Raw genomic sequence first — 15,986 nt, 5'->3', positions numbered from 1 at the left:
TCCTCAGTTGGCTGCGATGACCGTGCCGCGGCATTCACCGAAACCGATGCTGGCTACGCCGTCACGTGTGCAACGGGCACGCAGGATGATTTCGTCGCCGTCTTCGAGGAATTTGCGCACCTCGCCGCTGGCCAGCTCGACCGGCAGTTTGCCGCCTTCGGTGATCTCCAGCAGGCTACCGAACGATCCCGGCGTGGCGCCCGACAGCGTGCCCGAACCGAACAGGTCACCTGGCTGCAACTGGCAGCCGTTGACGCTGTGATGCGCCACCAGCTGCGCCACGGTCCAGTACATGCTGCGGGTGTTGCTCAGGGTCAGGCGGTGCGGGGCAATGCCCTGCTCACGCATGCGCTCGGTCAGCAGCAGCACTTCGAGTTCGATATCGAATGCACCACTGGCCTGGTCGCGCTTGTCCAGCAGGTACGATAGCGGCTGCGGGTCACCTTCGGGGCGTGCCGGCTGAGCACAGCGGAACGGCTCCAACGCTTCGGCGGTGACCACCCAGGGCGAAATGGTGGTGATGAAGCTCTTGGACAGAAACGGCCCCAGTGGCTGGTATTCCCAAGCCTGGATATCGCGCGCCGACCAATCGTTGAGCAGGCACAGGCCGGCTACGTGCTCGGCGGCATCGCCTACCGGAATCGCCTGGCCCATGTCGTTGCCCTGGCCGATCCAGATACCCAGCTCCAGTTCGTAGTCCAGGCGAGCGCAAGGGCCGAAGCTCGGCTCGGTGTGCCCGGCCGGCAGGGTCTGGCCCTTGGGCCGGCGCACGTCGGTGCCGGACGGCCGGATGGTGGAGGCGCGGCCGTGATAACCGATCGGCACGTACTTGTAGTTGGGCAGCAGTGGGTTGTCGGGGCGGAACAGTTTGCCCACGTTCTTCGCATGCTCGATGCCAACGTAGAAATCGGTGTAGTCACCGATCTGCGCCGGCACGTGCAACTGGCATTCACTGGCCAGGAACAACGCCGGCTTCAAGGCCGCCTGGTGTTCGCTGTGCTCATCGAGCAGCACCTGCAAGCGCTCGCGCAGGGCTACGCGGGCATTGCGGCCCAAAGCGAAGAAGGCGTTCAAAGCCCCGCCGCGGGTGGCTTCAACGGCGGCCTTGGCCGCCCCGTCGAACAGGCCGGCGGCCAGCACCGCCTCCAGGTCGAGGATCGCGTCGCCGATCGCCACGCCACAGCGCCTGGCTTCACCCGGCCGGCTGAAGATGCCCAAGGGCAGGTTCTGCAGCGGGAAGTCGCTGTGCCCGTTGGCGTGCTCGACCCAACTACGGGCATTGGCAGAGTGGTTCATGGGTTATCTCCGGTTCGGGTTGAAGGTGCTCGGCAAAGTCGCCCAGCAACTATCGTAGTCGGCCTGCAATTGCGGGCATTCAAGGGCTTGCAGGCTCGGGCGCAACACTTGGCTGGTCTCGAACATGAAGGCCATGGTGTTGTCGATCTTGTGCGGCGCCAGGTCAGCGGCAATGGCCTTTTCACAGGTTTCGGCGTCGGGGCCATGGGCACTCATCACCCCGTGCAACGACGCACCACCCGGCAGGAAGCCCTCAGCCTTGGCGTCGTAGGCGCCATTGATCAGGCCCATGAACTCGTTCATCAGGTTGCGGTGGAACCATGGCGGACGGAAGGTGTTCTCGGCCACCATCCAGCGTGGCGGGAAAATCACGAAGTCCATGTTGGCCATGCCATGCACGCTGGTTGGCGAGGTGAGCACGGTGAAAATCGAGGGGTCCGGGTGGTCAAAGCTGACCGTGCCGATGGTGTTGAAGCGGCGCAGGTCATACTTGTACGGCACGTTGCTGCCATGCCAGGCCACAACGTCCAGTGGCGAGTGCTGCAGCTCGCAGGCCCAGTGCTCACCCAGGAACTTCTGTACCAGTTGCACCGGGCCTTCGGCTTCTTCGTAGTGGGCCACAGGCGTGAGGAAGTCACGGGGGTTGGCCAGGCCGTTGCTGCCGATCGGGCCCAGGTCCGGGAGGCGCAGCGGCGCACCGTGGTTTTCCGCGATGTAGCCACGTGCCTGGCCGTCGAGCAATTCGACGCGGAACTTCATGCCACGCGGGATCACCGCAATTTCCAACGGTTCGACCTCCATCACGCCCAGCTCGGTGGCGATACGCAGGCGGCCCTGTTCCGGCACCAGCAGTAGCTCACCGTCAGCGTTGAAGAACACCCGTTCCATGGACCGGTTGGCGCAGTAGATGTAGATGCTCACGCCAGCGGGTTTTTCCGCTGCGGCGTTGGCAGCCATGGGCAGCCATCCTTCGATGAAATCGGTCGGTTCAGCAGGAATCGGCTGCGGGCTCCAGCGCAGGCGGTTGGGGTTGATGCCACCCAGTGGCCCGCCGAGCGGCTGGCGCGCCAGGCGCTCGAAGCGTGGGTGCAAGGCAGAAGGGCGAATGCGGTACAGCCAGGTACGGCGCAGCTCGCTGCGGGCCATGGTGAACGCCGTGCCCGACAGCAGCTCGGCATACAGGCCATACGGGGCCTTCTGCGGGGAGTTCTGCCCGACAGGCAGCGCCCCGGGCAATGCTTCGCTGGCGAATTCGTTGCCGAAGCCGCTCAGGTAGTGAAGGTCGGGCGACGTGTCGCGGTTCATCGATGCCTCCGGGTTTTGTTTTTATCGTAATCAGATTACGAATAACGTAATTTGCTCCGTTCAAGGCGTCAAGCTATAAAGGCGACACGATAAACCCGGAACCTCCCCTCCCATGGCCAAAGCCAGCTCCCCCACCGACACCGGCAAGCAGAAGGTCCGCTCGGCGGAAGTCGGCACCGACATCCTCAAGGCCCTCGCCGAACTCTCACCCTCGACGTCACTATCACGCCTGGCCGAGCACGTGCAGATGCCTGCGAGCAAAGTGCATCGCTACCTGCAGGCGCTGATCGCCAGTGGTTTTGCCGAACAGGATGCGGCCACCAACCATTACGGGCTGGGGCGTGAGGCACTGCGGGTGGGGCTGGCGGCGCTGGGCAGCATCGATGTGCTCAAGGTGGCGGCAATGCCGTTGTCGCAGTTGCGAGATGAGCTCAACGAAAGCTGCTTCATCGCTGTGTGGGGCAATCAGGGGGCCACGGTGGTAAGCATCGAACCTGCCGTGCGCGCAGTCACCGTGGTGACGCAGATCGGTTCGGTGCTGCCGTTGCTCAGTTCGTCCACCGGGCTGGTATTCGCCGCCTACCTGCCCGAGCGAGAAACCCAGGAGCTGCGCGACAGGGAACTGGCCGCGTTGCAACAAACCGCCAGTGACTACCACACACTGCTGGCCGGCATCCGCGAACAGGGCCTGCACCATGTGCATGGCCTGCTGATGCCGGGGGTGGATGCGCTGTCGGCGCCGGTATTCAACGCCATGGGGCAGATCGCCGCAGTGATGACCGTGGTCGGGCCGACGTCGATCTTCCATGCCGATGAACATGGGCCGGCGGCGCAGCGCCTGCTCACGGCCGCACGAACCGTGAGCTGGCGCATGGGTTACGCGGGCAACCCACACTGCGCCTCGACGTCTTGTGTTTCCTCCTCGACGAGCCAGAGCAGTTCCTGAGAGAAGCCGTCATAAAGGGCGGGTGCCACCTCGCTCACCAAATCGCTGTAGTCATCGCATAGCCGCCCGATCACACGCGAGAAGGCCGTGGGCTGCGACACCTCTGCCCGGGAAAGTACGGTGATGTATTTCTGCGCGGCACCGAACAGCCGCGCCAAAACCCCCGTGGAAGCCACCGTTCCTGCAACCCCCGCCGCGAACGACAGCAAGGCGGCAGAGCGGTCGCCATCGCTCCACGCGATGGCCCCGGTGACAAAGGACCTGGCCGCACAGAACAGCCCGACGGCCATGGCCGCCGGCGGAAACGGCACGCAGAGGATGCCTGCCAGTACGATCCCCCACTCCACCACCACGGCCGAAATACGCTCGGCAGCACCGGCGCTGTCTTCAGCGGCTTCGTTGATCATCCGCCTGATACGTTTTTCAAGGTCCTGGACAGGATCCCCGATATGCCCGATCTCCCCTATCGGCGGCCGCACTCCCCTGCCTCGGGCGACGGCATCCAGCACCACCCTAATGCCATCTCCGGCGCGCAGTTGTTCTTCGATCAATGCGTTCAAGCGCGACTGGCTCGATAACGGCACGCGGTCTTGGCAATAACCTGCCAAGTCGTGCTCACGCCAGGTGCTTGCCAGCTCGCTGAGGGTCCGCAGCGTGGGGCCTTGTGCGATTTCCGGCAGATAGACCAGGGGCTCAAGTTCGCGGTCCCAAGCATGTTTCAGCAGGTAGGCACCCTGGACGGGGCAATCGTCCATCCACAACGGATAAAGGCTGCACGCCGCGTCGATCGAGGTTCCCGAAAAAGTGTCGATCACCGACTCCAGCCACTGCGCATGGCGGCCCGACAAGCTGCCCTGAAGTTTCTCGCTGAGCACGGCACGCCTGATCTTCAAAGCAAAGAGCGTGCGATAACACTGCCTGAGCCTTTCATATTCCGGCTTGGAGCGGTCGAGTAACTGCGCTTTCACTTCTTCGATGTACTTGCTGCCCAGGTCGGCAGCACGGATGTAGCTCCCCAGCAGCGCCGGGCTCAGGTGCGAGATATCCTGGCCGTTAGCCGAGGTGATGCGGGCAAAGCCGGAAAAATTGTAATACGTGGGGTACCCTTTGATGACGGTCTGCGTCAGTGTGCGAAAAGCATCCTCTTCCAGCGCTATCAATACCTGATCCGGGTTGATCGGGCCGCCGCGATTGCCCGGGTATGAATTGATCTTTTCCGTCACCTGTCGATGGGCGAAGGTGCGAAAACTCGGCATCTTCATCAGCGACTGGTACCTGGCCTGCGCAAGCTTGAGCAGTTGGTCGGTATCAACCAGTGCCTGCTGCTCGGTACGACTGGCCTTGATGAACCAGCTTGGCGTGGTGGCCTGTTGATCCTCGATCAGGGCAATGATCTTGCGCCTGGCAAGAGCATTGAGCACATCCGGCCACTGCTGCGACTTGATCGGCGCGAGCGTCACGCTGTGCATGGACCAGTCGGTGGGCAGCATCTCGACCTTGCGCAAATGGCGTTTGAGCGAATCATGCTGGGCCCGCGAGCATTGCCCCAGCAGGTACTTACTGCCTACCGGCAACAAGGTCCAGCTACCGATTTCGAGCGCCATTTCCTGGAGTGAGTAGAAAAGATGAAAATCGCCTCCCGGCGCCCCAGGGGCATAGAGCAGGTACTGATCGCCCTGCACCAGGCACAGCAGGTCCTTCAAGGGCGTTTGCGCACCATCGAGGCAAACCAGACCGGCGCTGATGACATTGGCCTGCATTTTCCCCAGGCGTGCGTGGTGCAACAGATCGAACGCCGCTGTGTGAAAACCCTGATGACGAGCGGCCTGATTGGCCAGCGCCAGCCGCGCATCAAGCACCTCACACAGTGCGGCCATGGTCAAAGCGTCGTCATAGAGCGTACGGATCTGTTTGACGTAGTTCACGCGCAAATCCAGTTTTTCGATCACGCTCTGGATAGAGATATTCCCCAACAATGAACGGTGCCACTCCCCCAGGACTTCGACCTTGAGCTGACCCCCGCTGTAGCCACCACTCAGCGCCCAATCGAGCAGGGTGTACTTCATCGCCTGCTCAGGGTCATCGACGTGACTGACACGCAGTCGTACCTGCTCGGGGTCGATATCCAGGCCAAGGGCTTGCTTGACCTGTTTCTTGGCGAAGCTGCGCAGGTCGCGCCATTGCGCCAGACGCTCGGCGCAACGCTTCTCCTTCACCTGCAAGTCATCTTCCAGATGTCGATAGGCTTGCAGTTCCTCGCCCTGCATGAACCGCCGCCATTCGGGCAGCAGGCTGGTGCGGTAAGCTCGCACATGCCGCGTCGCACGTTTCTGCAGCGCAGCCACCAGAGGCTCAAGCCGAGCCGCACTGTCGAGCTGGGCCAGACGCCGCGCGTCGTCGACCTTGACCCGTAGGCTGCGCTGGGTGGCCTTAAGCTGGATAGCTCGTAGATCACGGATGAAATACCTGTGAAGTGGCACTTGCAGCGGCACGAAATCGAGTGTCAAACCCTCTGTAGACAACGCCGCCCGCTCTTGCGAAGACAACAGCCAACGCAACGGGCTGCCTTCAGCAAAGGCAGGGGCGAGCTCACGGGCTGCGCGCGCGCGTTCAGTGTCGAACCAGCAACCGCTGGCCAGGCTGTAGACCAGAAAATCCGCAGGTGCGTCGGGGTTCTGTTCGAGGTCATGACTGCTGGCAACGACACCCGGCAAGCGAAAGCGCAAATCTCCGGCAACCAGATACACCTCATGCTTGTTTATGTCCCCGTCCTGCTCAAGGGCCTCGATACCGGCTTCCCAGGCCTTGAACGTAAGGGCCTTGAGGCGCGTTTCAGCAAACATCAGCTGGATCAAATGGGACGCCAGCGTAAGTGGCTTCGTACTTAATCTGGACTGTTGCTCCCACCACCGGTCAAGAACCGCCTGCCTTTGCGGCACAAGCGACTCGACAACCGCCAACGGTAAACGCTTCTGCTCGGTGAACTGTTGTCGATGAGCCTCGGGGATCAGGCTGGCCAGTTGCACAACCGTAGCCATCAGTTGTTGCAGCTCCTGGGCGTGAGCCATCATGGCCTTCACCTGTTCTTTCACAGAGCGTGCATCTGGGCACCCTTCACCGAGATCGGGGGTGCCAAGATTGAAATCGAAAGACATGAACTGTGCTCCAAAATTACCGAAGCAGCAGAGTGAACGGATGATAAAGGCAATAGCGCAGGGAAGCTTACCCAGCACTTGGCACTGTTGCCTGAAACGTAACGGTGAATGTCGACAGAAGCTATTTTTCCTGACGGATCAAGCGCTTATTCTTGACTCACTGGCCGGCTTGAAGGGCTCTCCCCCCCGCCTTTCAAGCCTGCCAGGTTCACCGACGTAGATTTTGAAGCTCCTTGATCTGACGTCTCGATTGGCCGCTGCGGCTTGCAGCGGCCTTTTTTTTGGCGTCTGAACATGTACCCTGGCTGTCCGCTCAAAGTCTCGTCATGACCACGCCACCTTCGGCGGGTAGAAGCTCAGCAGCTGCTCACGAAAGGCCAGGTAGTGGCGCAGCACCTGCACCGGCGCTTCAGTATGCGGGTAATGGCCAATGCCCAGTAACTGCACGGTGTCCGGCTCCGGCACCAGTTGCCGGTAGCGCTCAAGCATGTGCGCGCCGGAAAGCGGGTCGACCACGCCATTGATCAAGCGCAGCGGCACGCCTTTTCGTTGCATCGCCCCGACCCAGCGTTCGCGGTGCAACCTGCGCTCCGGCATGTAACCCACCAGCTTGTGCAGGATGCGCGTGCCCCGGTTGGCAGCGATCAGGCTCCAGAAATCATCCAGCGCGCTTTCACTGGGATGGGTGCAGGGGCCATACACCTGCATCACATTACGCACCAGGTCGTCACGCCCGAACGAGCGCCCGACAAGCCAGCCAAACCGGCTGAGCAGCAGCTTCTGGATCAGTAGCATGCGGCAGCTTTCGGGGAACAGCCCGCTGTTGAGAAACACGCAACTGGCGATGCCGGCACGCTGCTCATGGTGTCGCGCCAACAGTTCCTGAGCCACGCTGCCGCCATAGTCGTGGGCCAGCAGGTGCACGGGCTGCGCGACCTGCAGATGGGCAAGCAATGCCTGCTGCAAGTCTGCCTGCTCCATCAGGCTGTAAGTGTGATCGACGGGCTTGTCCGAATCACCAAAGCCGAGCATGTCGCAAGCGATCACCCGGAAACGTTGGCTCAGAGGGCCCCACAGGTAGTGCCAGTCCCAACTGGCGGTGGGGAAACCGTGTAACAGAAGCAGAGGCTCTCCTTGCCCTGCGGTCCAGTAGCGGATGCTCTGGCCCCGGAACATGAAACTCTGTGCCCGGGTACGCCAGACGCACAATGGAATCTCGGCCATAGGCATCAGATGGGTCCCGGTGTAGGGGTATTGGCGGAATAGGGCAAGGCTGCGGTCATTGCATGTCACCTCGGCACTTACATGTGCTCTCTATGTCGACGCAAAGTCTAGCCAGCAGCCCATTGGCTGGAACTTGCGTTGCCAGCCAGCTTGATGACTGAGCGAGTCAGTGGCACGAACGGTCAGAGCAGCAAGGCCAACAAAGGCGCCGCGAACAGGTTGAGCAGCCCGGTCAGGACCATCACCAGGCCGGCCACCGAGCCTTCCTCACGGCCCACTTCCTGCGCCCGGCTGACCCCGGCACCATGCGCGCCAACACCGAACAGCGCCCCCCGTGCCAACGGCGTACGCAGGGGCAGCCAACGCAACAGCACACCGCCGAACATGGCACCGAGCACGCCGGTGAACATCACGAACACCGCGGTCAGTTCTGGCACCCCACCCAGGTCATGGGCCAGGGGCATGGCAAATGGCGTGGTGATCGAGCGCGGCACCAGCGACAGGCTGGTTGCGCTGTCCAGCGCCAACAGGTGCGCCAACCCCCAGGAGCTGGCGATCGAGGCACTGCTGCCGGCTACCATGCCCACCATCAGGGCCGGCCAATGACGCGCCAGCATGGCCCGCTGCTGCCAGATCGGCACCGCGAAAGCTACAGTCACCGGGCCGAGCACACCCATCAACCAGTGGGTGTTGCGCGCATACTCGGCATAGGCCGTATGCAGCGGCACGGCCACACCCAGCAGCAACACCGGCACCAGGATCAACGGCGACAGCAGGTAGCGCTTGCTACGCCGATACAACCAACGGCTGCCCAGGTAAGCCAGCAAGGTCAAGGCCAACCAGAACAGCGGCATGGGTTCAAGGCTCACGGCGCAGCCTCCAGCGGCACACCATCTCAACGGTCATGGCGGTCACTATCATCACCATCAGCGTGCTCACGGCGATCACCAGCAAGATGCGCCAGCCCTCTTCACGGATCAGTGCGCCATAGTCGAGCAGGCTCATCAGCGCCGGGATGAAGAACAACAGCATCTCAGCCATCAGCCAGCCGGCCCCCAATTGCAGCATGGCCGGCTTGAGCACACCCGAAGCGAACAGTATCAACAGCAGTGCCAGGCCCATCACACCGCCGGGGATCGGCCAGCCCAGCCAACTGGCAATCTGGCCACCGAGCAGGAACAGGGCACAGATAACCGCCAGCTCGACGAGCAGGCGCAGGGCTTTTTTCAATAATGCAGGATTCATGGCGGGGTTCCTCGACAGGCCCTCATTTTAAGATTTGGCTGCCTAGGCCAGAAGCGAATTGTTAGACTGCCTACCATTCCAGAATGGAATCGAAGCAATGGAATTCAAACAACTTCGCAGCTTTATCGAAGTGGTCCACCGCGGCGGCTTTACCCAGGCGGCACAGACACTGCACATCAGCCAGTCGGCCGTAAGCAAGCAGGTGGCCCAGCTTGAGCAAGATGTGGGCCAGCCGCTGCTGGAGCGCCAGGCGTCGCACCTGCACCTGACCGCTGCCGGGCGCATCGTACTGGAGCGTGGCGAAGCCCTGCTGCGCCAGCGCCAGGCGCTGCTCAACGAGCTGGACGATCTCAGCCAGATGGAGCGTGGCGAACTACGCCTGGGCTTGCCGATGCTTGGCAGCGACACGTTGTTCGCCGGCTTGTTCGCCGAGTACCGGCGGCGCCATCCGAACATCGCCATCCAGCTGCTTGAAGGCGGCAGCCGCAGCGTCGAACAGGCCGTCAGAAGTGGCGAACTGGAACTGGGCGGCTGCTTGACGCCCACCGACGAGGCATTCGACTACCAGCCCTTCTGCAACGAACCACTGGATGCCTTGCTGCCGGCTGGCCATGCCCTGGCGGGCCTGGACGCCGTGGGCCTGGGGCAACTGGCCGACACACCGTTTCTGCTGTACCAGCGCAGTTTCGTGCTCAACGACCGGCTGCTGAAGGCGTGCCAGCAGCAGGGCTTCACCCCCAAGGAAGGCGGGCGCAGCGGCCAGGCGGATTTTTTGGCGGCGCTGGTGGCGGCGGGCCAGGGCGTGGTGATGCTGCCCCGGGTGGTGGCAAAAGCGCTGGAGCGCCCCGGAGTGGTGCGTGTGCCGTTGAATGCGCAGGAGGATTTGCGTTGGGATATCGCGTTTATCTGGCGACGCGGCGCCTACCTGTCACGGGCGGCGCAGGCGTGGTTGGCCTTGTTGCGCGAGCCCCTCGGCTAACACGCCTGCACAGGTGCCGGGTCAGGCGTTCAGTGCGCTCGCCAACTCAGCCAGCCAAGGCTCGGCATCCGCCTCCGGGGTCACCGTCTCGCTCGCATCCAGGCGCAGCATTGGCTGCACTTCGCGCACGCCCAGTTCGGCGAACAGCTCACGCATCTGCTCGCCACCACCGCAATAGGTATCGCCGTAACTGGAGTCGCCCAAGGCGATCACCGCGCCAGGCAGGCCGCGCCAGGCCGCGGGCAGTGTGTCACGAAGGGTGCTGTACAGCGCCATGAGGTTGTCCGGCAACTCCCCCATGCCGGTGGTAGAGGTCACGGCCAGCAACGCGTCGGGGGCAAAGCCCTGAAGATCCTGAAGGGTGGCACGCGCAGCATGCCAGGCCTCGAACCCCGCCGCCTTGAGCAGCGATTCAGCATGACGGGCGACTTCTTCGGCGGTGCCGTAGACCGAGCCGGAAATAATGGCGACTTTCATCGGGTAGAGGATTCCGAAACTGAGTGAAAACGTAGGATACTAGCATTCAACGCTGGCAAAAGGCCGCCGTTACCCACGTCGCCATCTTCCGTTTTTCTTTACCAATGGCCCGGACATGATCAACGCGCAATTGCTGCAATCGATGGTCGATGCGTCCAATGACGGCATCGTGGTTGCCGAAAAGGAAGGCGACGACACCATCCTGATCTACGTGAACGCCGCTTTCGAATGCCTCACTGGCTACAGCCGTGACGAGATTCTCTATCAGGATTGCCGGTTCCTGCAGGCTGACGACCGTGACCAGCTTGGCCGCGCACGCATCCGCAAGGCCATGGCCGAGGGCCGCCCATGTCGCGAAGTGCTGCGCAACTATCGCAAGGATGGCAGCGCCTTCTGGAACGAGTTGTCGATCACGCCGGTGAAGAGCGACTTCGACCAGCGCACCTACTTCATCGGCATCCAGAAGGACGTCAGCCGCCAGGTCGAACTGGAACGGGAGCTGGCAGAACTGCGCGCTCGTCCGAAACCCGACGAACGCGCCTGAACCAAGTCCGCCACGCACGGTCAATTCCGTTGAAGAAATTGCCACCACCGAGTTCGATTATGCAAGCAGACGCGCTCCTGACCCAGGACGAGCTGGATTTCATACAGAACATGCAGCATTCGCCTCAACTTAACCTGGCTGACACTATGTCGAGCCTGCTGGTCAATGGCGACCGCCGCATACAAAGCTTGCTCACCCGGTTGGTGGCTAACGAGCAGGTGACCTTGCAGGCCCAGTTCAACAACCAGCAGATCAGTTTCCCGCTGCAGCTTGTAGAGGACGAGTTCCACGCCCTGCACCTGCAGCTGGGTTCACCGGAAATCTACGAAGACGGCCCCATGCTCCGCCCATGGCGCTTGTCGCTGGACCAGCCGAGCGCACTACTCGATGCCCATGACGAGGCAAGCGGCCTGTGGGTGCGCGAGATTTCCTTCAAAGGCGTGCTGCTGGAAGTCCGTGATTTGCCAACAGCACCCACCCGCTTCGAGCTGCGCTTCGCCCCGGGCGGCATCACCCCGATCGAACTGCATGGCGTGTTGGGACGGCGCATCGGCACGGACCTGGCTGCCTATGACCTCGGCCAAAGCCCGGCCGAAGAAATCGAACGCCTGCGCGACTACATCCTCCAGGCCCACCGCCACGCCCACCCCGAGCTGCACACTCAGGTATCGAGCTGACGAGCCAGAAACTGCCGCAAGCGCTGGCGCATCACACTGCCCTGCGCGCCCAGGCAGGCTACAGGGCTGCCAGCCAGGCTGTCCTGTACCGCTTCCGCCGCTTCACCGGCCAGTAACAACGGGCATTCCAGCATCGACGCCAGGCGCTTGAGGTGCCGGGTGAGTTCTACTGTGGGCGACGGATGGGAAAACAGCACCAAAGCGTCCGGCTTCAGCCGTTCGCAGACCAGCGCAAGCTCTTGCAGCGGCTGCCCGTTCGCCAGCGGGATCACGCGTGTTTCATCGCTACCCAGGATCAGGCTGGTTACCAGCAATTCAAGCTCATGGCACTGCCCCGGCAATGGCGCCAATAGCACAGTGCGGCTACACGGCACACGGGCCAGCTGCAAACGGGCGAAAACCCGACCGCGCAGGAACTGATCATAGAACAGCCATTCGCTGGCCTGCCCATAGCCCCCTTGCCGGACCACCATGTCATGCCACACCGGCATGAACACATCGGCGAAAACCTGGTCCAGGGTGCTGGCCGCGAACACCTCGTCATAGAGGCGATTCAGGCTCGCCACATCGAAGTGTTGTACCGCCAGGCGAATCTGGTTTTGCCAGCGCAGGCAGGCGTCCACTGCGCCGCCAGCCTGCCCGGAGAGAGCATGTCCGCGAGCAAGAATGCTGCCCACCTTGCTGACCGCCACGCCGCGCTCCAGCCACCCGAGGATACGGCGGATTTCATCGATATCAGCCAGGGAATACAGGCGGTGACCACTGTCGGTACGGATGGGCTGGATCAGCCCATAACGGCGTTCCCAGGCGCGAAGGGTCACGGCGTTGACACCGGTCAAGCGTGACACTTCACGAATCGGAAACAGCTCCTGCTGCTCGAAACTCGCATCGATCACCGGTTTACGTCCCTGCTCGTTCATCTGCACGAAGTACCCTGAGTGCGTAAAAACTGTGCACATAGCTTACTACGACTGTGTCGGTCTGTTGGACCCACCGTTTGCCAGCTGATAGTTGCCGAGGAACGCAACTTCGCGATAATGCGTGCCCGATTCTTGCATGCACGACTGCGTCGCCCACCACCCCGGGCCACACAGCCAAAGGGCCAGCTACCCGCCAGCCCCATTGCCAGGAGATACACAATGTCTACCCCACCCGTCACCCTCATGGTGTCGCGCCGCGCCGCCCATGGCCGCTACCAGGACCTGCTGGCCTGGCTGCACGAAGGCGAACAGCTGGCCACCGACTTCCCTGGCTACCTCGGCTCGGGCATCCTTGCCCCGCCCCGGGATGGCGACGAATTTCAGATCATCTTCCGCTTCAGCGACGAGCCGACGCTGCATGCCTGGGAGCACTCCGCCTCTCGCCGCGCATGGTTACAACGCGGCAACGGTCTGTTCGAACGCCCCAAAGAGGCGCGCGTTAGCGGTATCGACGACTGGTTCGGCACCAACACGGTGCAGAAACCGCCACGCTGGAAGCAGGCCGTGGCCATCTGGCTGGCGTTTTTCCCAGTTTCGCTGGCCTTCAACCTGCTGTTCGGCCATTGGTTGACGGCACTCGACCTCGTGCCCCGGGTACTGCTCAGCACCCTGGCCCTGACGCCGGTGATGGTGTACCTGTTCATCCCGCTGTCCACCCGCCTGCTAGCCAGTTGGCTGCATGCCTCCCCGGCCACTGCCGGCGCCTTGCGCAGCCGCTGAGGCCAGGCCATACAACAGGGAAACAGTTCGGGTATGCTGGGTGGCAACCAAAGGACAGACAAGTTGACCACCCCGAACATGAACAGCCCCATTCTCGTTACCGGAGCCAGCCAGCGCGTCGGGCTGGCCCTGGCCCTCGAACTGGCACAGGCCGGCCATACGGTGGTCAGTGCCAGCCGCAGCATCCAGCCGCAGGCAGCCCACCCCAACATCGTGCAGTTTCAGGCCGACCTGTGCCAGGCGGGCGACCGCCAGGCGCTGATCGATCACCTGCACGATCGTTACGACGGACTGCGCGCCATCATCCACAACGCCTCGCTATGGCTCGACGACGGCCTCGACAACCTCGAGACCATGTTCCGCCTGCACGTCGAAGCGCCCTACCACCTCAACCTGGCCCTGGGCGACCTGCTGGCCAAGGTGGAAAAGGCCGACATCATCCACATCTGCGACGAAACCTCCTCGCGCGGCAGTAAAAGCCACATCGGCTACGCCGCCACCAAGGCCGCGCTGCAGAACATGGTGCTGTCATTCGCCGAAAAATATGCGCCCAAGGTGCGTGTGAACGGTATCCTGCCTGGGCTGCTGATCCTCAAGGAAGGGGGTGACGACGCCTACCGCCAGCAAACCCTGAAAAAGGCCCTGCTGGAGTTCGAACCCGGCGCCGGCCCGCTGATCGAGACCGTCAAGTACCTGCTCGCCAGCCAGTACAGCACCGGCAGCCAGGTGGTCATCAACGGTGGCCGCCACCTGAAGAACCGCATGACTTGAGAGAAGACCATGACCCCACAGCAACAGCTCGAGCTCGAGGCCGCCGCGTTCCGGCGCCTGGTCGAACACCTGCAAAAGCGCACCGATGTACAGAACATCGACCTGATGAACCTGTCCGGTTTCTGCCGCAACTGCCTGTCCAAGTGGTACAAGGCCGCCGCTGACGAGCGTCAGCTGGACCTGAGCCTGGATGATGCCCGCGAAGCGGTGTACGGCATGCCCTACGCCGAGTGGAAAGCCCAATACCAGAAAGAAGCCAGCGCCGAACAACAAGCGGCGTTCGAAAAAGGAAAACCTCGTGACTGACCTGAATACCCTGCGCGCAAGCCTGGCCAGCGGCCAACATGTATTTGCCGATACCTTGGCGTTCATTGCCGACAACTACAGCTACCAGCCGCAGGCCTTCAATAACGGCGGTGTGGAGAATGCGGCAGGGCAGAACGAAGGTTCGTGCAAAACCCTGGGCCTGGCCTTGCTTGAAGGGCTGAGCGACCAGGAAGCACTGCTGGCCTTCGGCGAGCACTACCGTGATGTGCTGGCCACGCCTGAGGGCAGCGACCATGGCAACATCCGTGCACTGATCAAACACGGACTGGCGGGCGTGAAGTTTGCTGCGCAGCCGCTTGCGCGCAAGGCTTGAGATAGCCGGGGCCGCTTTGCGGCCCCACGATCCTGCGCCCACCGTCAATCGATGATTGTGCCAGGCCCCCCACCTTCCAGCCTCCCCTGCCGCAACCACTGCAAGGCTACCGGCCACAAGCTTTCGCGAAACCGGTCATGGAAAAACGCGAAATGGCCAATTTCCTCGGCCGAGATATCCACAGGTGCAATACGCAGGTGCTTTCGCTCGGCCCCCTGTAGATAACCCAACAAACGCTCGGTCGCCGCCACGGTCCCGAAAGGGTCGTCCGTCAGACTGATGGCCAGCGTCGTCGCACGCACCTGGGCGAACGGTAGCGCCGCCAACGCCCGCCCGCTGGGGCGGTGCTCATAACGTGGGGTACGCGTGCTCCAGTCGTGCACCACGCCGTATGGCGTGTCTTCCAGCCAACCCAGGCGCTTGCCGGGAAAGTAGCCGAATACCCGGGTCAACAGCGGCATGACCACATGCCACTTGCCGAACAGCTGCCAGCGCTGGTTGGCCGCGTAGTCGCGCCAGTAGGCGAACTGCGCGCCAACCATCACGACCCGACGGATCAGGCCAGCCGACGGTGCCAGGCCTACTGCACAACCGCCGAAACTGTGCCCCACCACGTCCACCGGCTGACCTGGAAAATGCGCTGCCGCATGCGCCAGCATGGCTTCGAAATCCAGCCGGCCCCAGTCGCTCCAGGAGGCCTGGAAACCACGCAGCGACGCCGGCCGGGATTCGCCGATACCACGGTAGTCGTAGGTCAGCACATCACAGCCGTGGGCGAACAGGTAGTCGGCAAAACGGGCGTAATAACGGCAGCGTACCGAAGTGGCAGCGTTGATGATCACCAGCGGGCGCTGGGGGTCAGGTTGGGCGTGGCGCCAGCAGAAGCCGCCGAGGCGGTAGCCGTCGGCCGCGGGGTGGCGAAATGGGGTAGCAGGTTGGGTGAGGCTACTCATGGCGCATTCCCTGTCGTTGTGCGCCAAAACTAGCAAATATTTTGTAGCCTGTACCGGCCTCTTCGCGGGTGAAC

17 protein-coding genes are annotated in these 15,986 nt (G+C 62.4%); 8 read left to right on the top strand and 9 right to left on the bottom strand.

What is annotated here, in order from left to right:
- Positions 1–3: 3 nt before the first annotated feature.
- On the bottom strand, positions 4–1,296 hold the full coding sequence (fahA, locus tag ACF8FG_RS25185; protein WP_014592336.1) for a fumarylacetoacetase: 1,293 nt from the start codon (positions 1,294–1,296) through the stop codon (positions 4–6).
- 3 nt (positions 1,297–1,299) lie between these two features.
- A complete protein-coding gene (gene hmgA / locus ACF8FG_RS25180) occupies positions 1,300–2,601 on the bottom strand; it encodes a homogentisate 1,2-dioxygenase (protein WP_003251670.1) in 1,302 nt (433 codons plus the stop codon).
- Between the two features lie 112 nt (positions 2,602–2,713).
- Here hmgA and ACF8FG_RS25175 point away from each other — a divergent pair, with 112 nt between their 5' ends.
- Positions 2,714–3,547, top strand: a complete 834-nt coding sequence (locus tag ACF8FG_RS25175; RefSeq protein WP_041167073.1) for an IclR family transcriptional regulator — start codon at positions 2,714–2,716, stop codon at positions 3,545–3,547.
- Here ACF8FG_RS25175 and ACF8FG_RS25170 read toward each other — a convergent pair.
- From ACF8FG_RS25170 to ACF8FG_RS25155, 4 genes are all read right to left on the bottom strand, one after another.
- Positions 3,478–6,702: a hypothetical protein gene (locus ACF8FG_RS25170; protein ID WP_119713302.1), complete on the bottom strand. Its 3,225-nt coding sequence runs from the start codon at positions 6,700–6,702 to the stop codon at positions 3,478–3,480. The two genes, ACF8FG_RS25175 and ACF8FG_RS25170, sit on opposite strands and share 70 nt — an antisense overlap.
- A 324-nt stretch (positions 6,703–7,026) precedes the next feature.
- Positions 7,027–7,932: an alpha/beta fold hydrolase gene (locus ACF8FG_RS25165; RefSeq protein WP_019436972.1), complete on the bottom strand. Its 906-nt coding sequence runs from the start codon at positions 7,930–7,932 to the stop codon at positions 7,027–7,029.
- 176 nt (positions 7,933–8,108) lie between these two features.
- Positions 8,109–8,795, bottom strand: a complete 687-nt coding sequence (locus ACF8FG_RS25160) for an LrgB family protein (protein ID WP_014592340.1) — start codon at positions 8,793–8,795, stop codon at positions 8,109–8,111.
- Positions 8,785–9,171 carry a CidA/LrgA family protein gene (locus tag ACF8FG_RS25155; RefSeq protein WP_014592341.1) on the bottom strand — a complete coding sequence of 129 codons (387 nt, stop codon included), beginning with the start codon at positions 9,169–9,171 and terminating at the stop codon, positions 8,785–8,787. Before ACF8FG_RS25155 ends, ACF8FG_RS25160 begins: the two co-directional genes overlap by 11 nt.
- A 97-nt stretch (positions 9,172–9,268) precedes the next feature.
- On the opposite strand from ACF8FG_RS25155, the gene ACF8FG_RS25150 reads away from it, so the two are divergent.
- Entirely contained in the window at positions 9,269–10,150 is an 882-nt protein-coding gene (locus ACF8FG_RS25150) for a LysR family transcriptional regulator (RefSeq protein ID WP_014592342.1), read from the top strand.
- A 21-nt stretch (positions 10,151–10,171) separates the two neighbouring features.
- Here the strand turns inward: ACF8FG_RS25150 and ACF8FG_RS25145 are convergent, their stop codons facing one another.
- Positions 10,172–10,627, bottom strand: a complete 456-nt coding sequence (locus tag ACF8FG_RS25145; protein ID WP_014592343.1) for a flavodoxin — start codon at positions 10,625–10,627, stop codon at positions 10,172–10,174.
- Positions 10,628–10,742: 115 nt separating this feature from the next.
- On the opposite strand from ACF8FG_RS25145, the gene ACF8FG_RS25140 reads away from it, so the two are divergent.
- Both ACF8FG_RS25140 and ACF8FG_RS25135 read left to right on the top strand, forming a co-directional pair.
- Positions 10,743–11,171, top strand: a complete 429-nt coding sequence (locus ACF8FG_RS25140) for a PAS sensor domain-containing protein (RefSeq protein WP_003251655.1) — start codon at positions 10,743–10,745, stop codon at positions 11,169–11,171.
- A 59-nt stretch (positions 11,172–11,230) separates the two neighbouring features.
- Positions 11,231–11,848: a hypothetical protein gene (locus ACF8FG_RS25135; protein WP_049587077.1), complete on the top strand. Its 618-nt coding sequence runs from the start codon at positions 11,231–11,233 to the stop codon at positions 11,846–11,848.
- Here the strand turns inward: ACF8FG_RS25135 and ACF8FG_RS25130 are convergent.
- Positions 11,833–12,768, bottom strand: coding sequence for a MerR family transcriptional regulator (locus ACF8FG_RS25130; protein WP_119713301.1), 936 nt, complete (start codon positions 12,766–12,768; stop codon positions 11,833–11,835). The two genes, ACF8FG_RS25135 and ACF8FG_RS25130, sit on opposite strands and share 16 nt — an antisense overlap.
- 219 nt (positions 12,769–12,987) lie before the next feature.
- Between ACF8FG_RS25130 and ACF8FG_RS25125 the strand changes: the two genes are divergently transcribed.
- From ACF8FG_RS25125 to ACF8FG_RS25110, 4 genes are read left to right on the top strand one after another with little or no spacing between them, the layout of a single operon-like run.
- Positions 12,988–13,548 (top strand): antibiotic biosynthesis monooxygenase, encoded by a 561-nt coding sequence (locus tag ACF8FG_RS25125; RefSeq protein ID WP_010955292.1) that lies wholly within the window; start codon positions 12,988–12,990, stop codon positions 13,546–13,548.
- Between the two features lie 33 nt (positions 13,549–13,581).
- Positions 13,582–14,319 (top strand): dihydromonapterin reductase, encoded by a 738-nt coding sequence (gene folM / locus ACF8FG_RS25120; protein ID WP_010955293.1) that lies wholly within the window; start codon positions 13,582–13,584, stop codon positions 14,317–14,319.
- A gap of 9 nt (positions 14,320–14,328) precedes the next feature.
- Positions 14,329–14,625, top strand: a complete 297-nt coding sequence (locus ACF8FG_RS25115; protein ID WP_010955294.1) for a DUF1244 domain-containing protein — start codon at positions 14,329–14,331, stop codon at positions 14,623–14,625.
- Positions 14,618–14,959, top strand: coding sequence for a HopJ type III effector protein (locus ACF8FG_RS25110; protein WP_014592347.1), 342 nt, complete (start codon positions 14,618–14,620; stop codon positions 14,957–14,959). The genes ACF8FG_RS25115 and ACF8FG_RS25110 overlap by 8 nt, the downstream gene beginning before the upstream one ends.
- Before the next feature lie 44 nt (positions 14,960–15,003).
- Here the strand turns inward: ACF8FG_RS25110 and ACF8FG_RS25105 are convergent, their stop codons facing one another.
- Positions 15,004–15,912: an alpha/beta fold hydrolase gene (locus ACF8FG_RS25105; RefSeq protein ID WP_014592348.1), complete on the bottom strand. Its 909-nt coding sequence runs from the start codon at positions 15,910–15,912 to the stop codon at positions 15,004–15,006.
- Between the last annotated feature and the right edge of the window lie 74 nt (positions 15,913–15,986).

Origin of the sequence: Pseudomonas sp. YQ_6 (assembly GCF_043103245.1) — a bacterium.
Taxonomy (GTDB): Bacteria; Pseudomonadota; Gammaproteobacteria; order Pseudomonadales; family Pseudomonadaceae; genus Aquipseudomonas; species Aquipseudomonas alloputida.
The sequence above is the reverse complement of the archived record's forward strand: the minus strand, read 5'-3'. Positions and strand labels throughout refer to the sequence as shown.

Bases quoted from the DNA above. Each gene is read 5' to 3' on its own strand.
- ACF8FG_RS25150 (WP_014592342.1), top strand. From the start codon at position 9,269: ATGGAATTCAAACAACTTCGCAGCTTTATCGAAGTGGTCCACCGCGGC.
- ACF8FG_RS25105 (WP_014592348.1), bottom strand. From the start codon at position 15,912: ATGAGTAGCCTCACCCAACCTGCTACCCCATTTCGCCACCCCGCGGCC.
- fahA (WP_014592336.1), bottom strand. From the start codon at position 1,296: ATGAACCACTCTGCCAATGCCCGTAGTTGGGTCGAGCACGCCAACGGG.
- ACF8FG_RS25140 (WP_003251655.1), top strand. From the start codon at position 10,743: ATGATCAACGCGCAATTGCTGCAATCGATGGTCGATGCGTCCAATGAC.
- ACF8FG_RS25145 (WP_014592343.1), bottom strand. From the start codon at position 10,627: ATGAAAGTCGCCATTATTTCCGGCTCGGTCTACGGCACCGCCGAAGAA.
- ACF8FG_RS25165 (WP_019436972.1), bottom strand. From the start codon at position 7,932: ATGCCTATGGCCGAGATTCCATTGTGCGTCTGGCGTACCCGGGCACAG.
- ACF8FG_RS25175 (WP_041167073.1), top strand. From the start codon at position 2,714: ATGGCCAAAGCCAGCTCCCCCACCGACACCGGCAAGCAGAAGGTCCGC.
- ACF8FG_RS25170 (WP_119713302.1), bottom strand. From the start codon at position 6,702: ATGTCTTTCGATTTCAATCTTGGCACCCCCGATCTCGGTGAAGGGTGC.
- hmgA (WP_003251670.1), bottom strand. From the start codon at position 2,601: ATGAACCGCGACACGTCGCCCGACCTTCACTACCTGAGCGGCTTCGGC.
- ACF8FG_RS25130 (WP_119713301.1), bottom strand. From the start codon at position 12,768: ATGAACGAGCAGGGACGTAAACCGGTGATCGATGCGAGTTTCGAGCAG.
- ACF8FG_RS25115 (WP_010955294.1), top strand. From the start codon at position 14,329: ATGACCCCACAGCAACAGCTCGAGCTCGAGGCCGCCGCGTTCCGGCGC.
- ACF8FG_RS25135 (WP_049587077.1), top strand. From the start codon at position 11,231: ATGCAAGCAGACGCGCTCCTGACCCAGGACGAGCTGGATTTCATACAG.
- ACF8FG_RS25155 (WP_014592341.1), bottom strand. From the start codon at position 9,171: ATGAATCCTGCATTATTGAAAAAAGCCCTGCGCCTGCTCGTCGAGCTG.
- ACF8FG_RS25125 (WP_010955292.1), top strand. From the start codon at position 12,988: ATGTCTACCCCACCCGTCACCCTCATGGTGTCGCGCCGCGCCGCCCAT.
- folM (WP_010955293.1), top strand. From the start codon at position 13,582: ATGCTGGGTGGCAACCAAAGGACAGACAAGTTGACCACCCCGAACATG.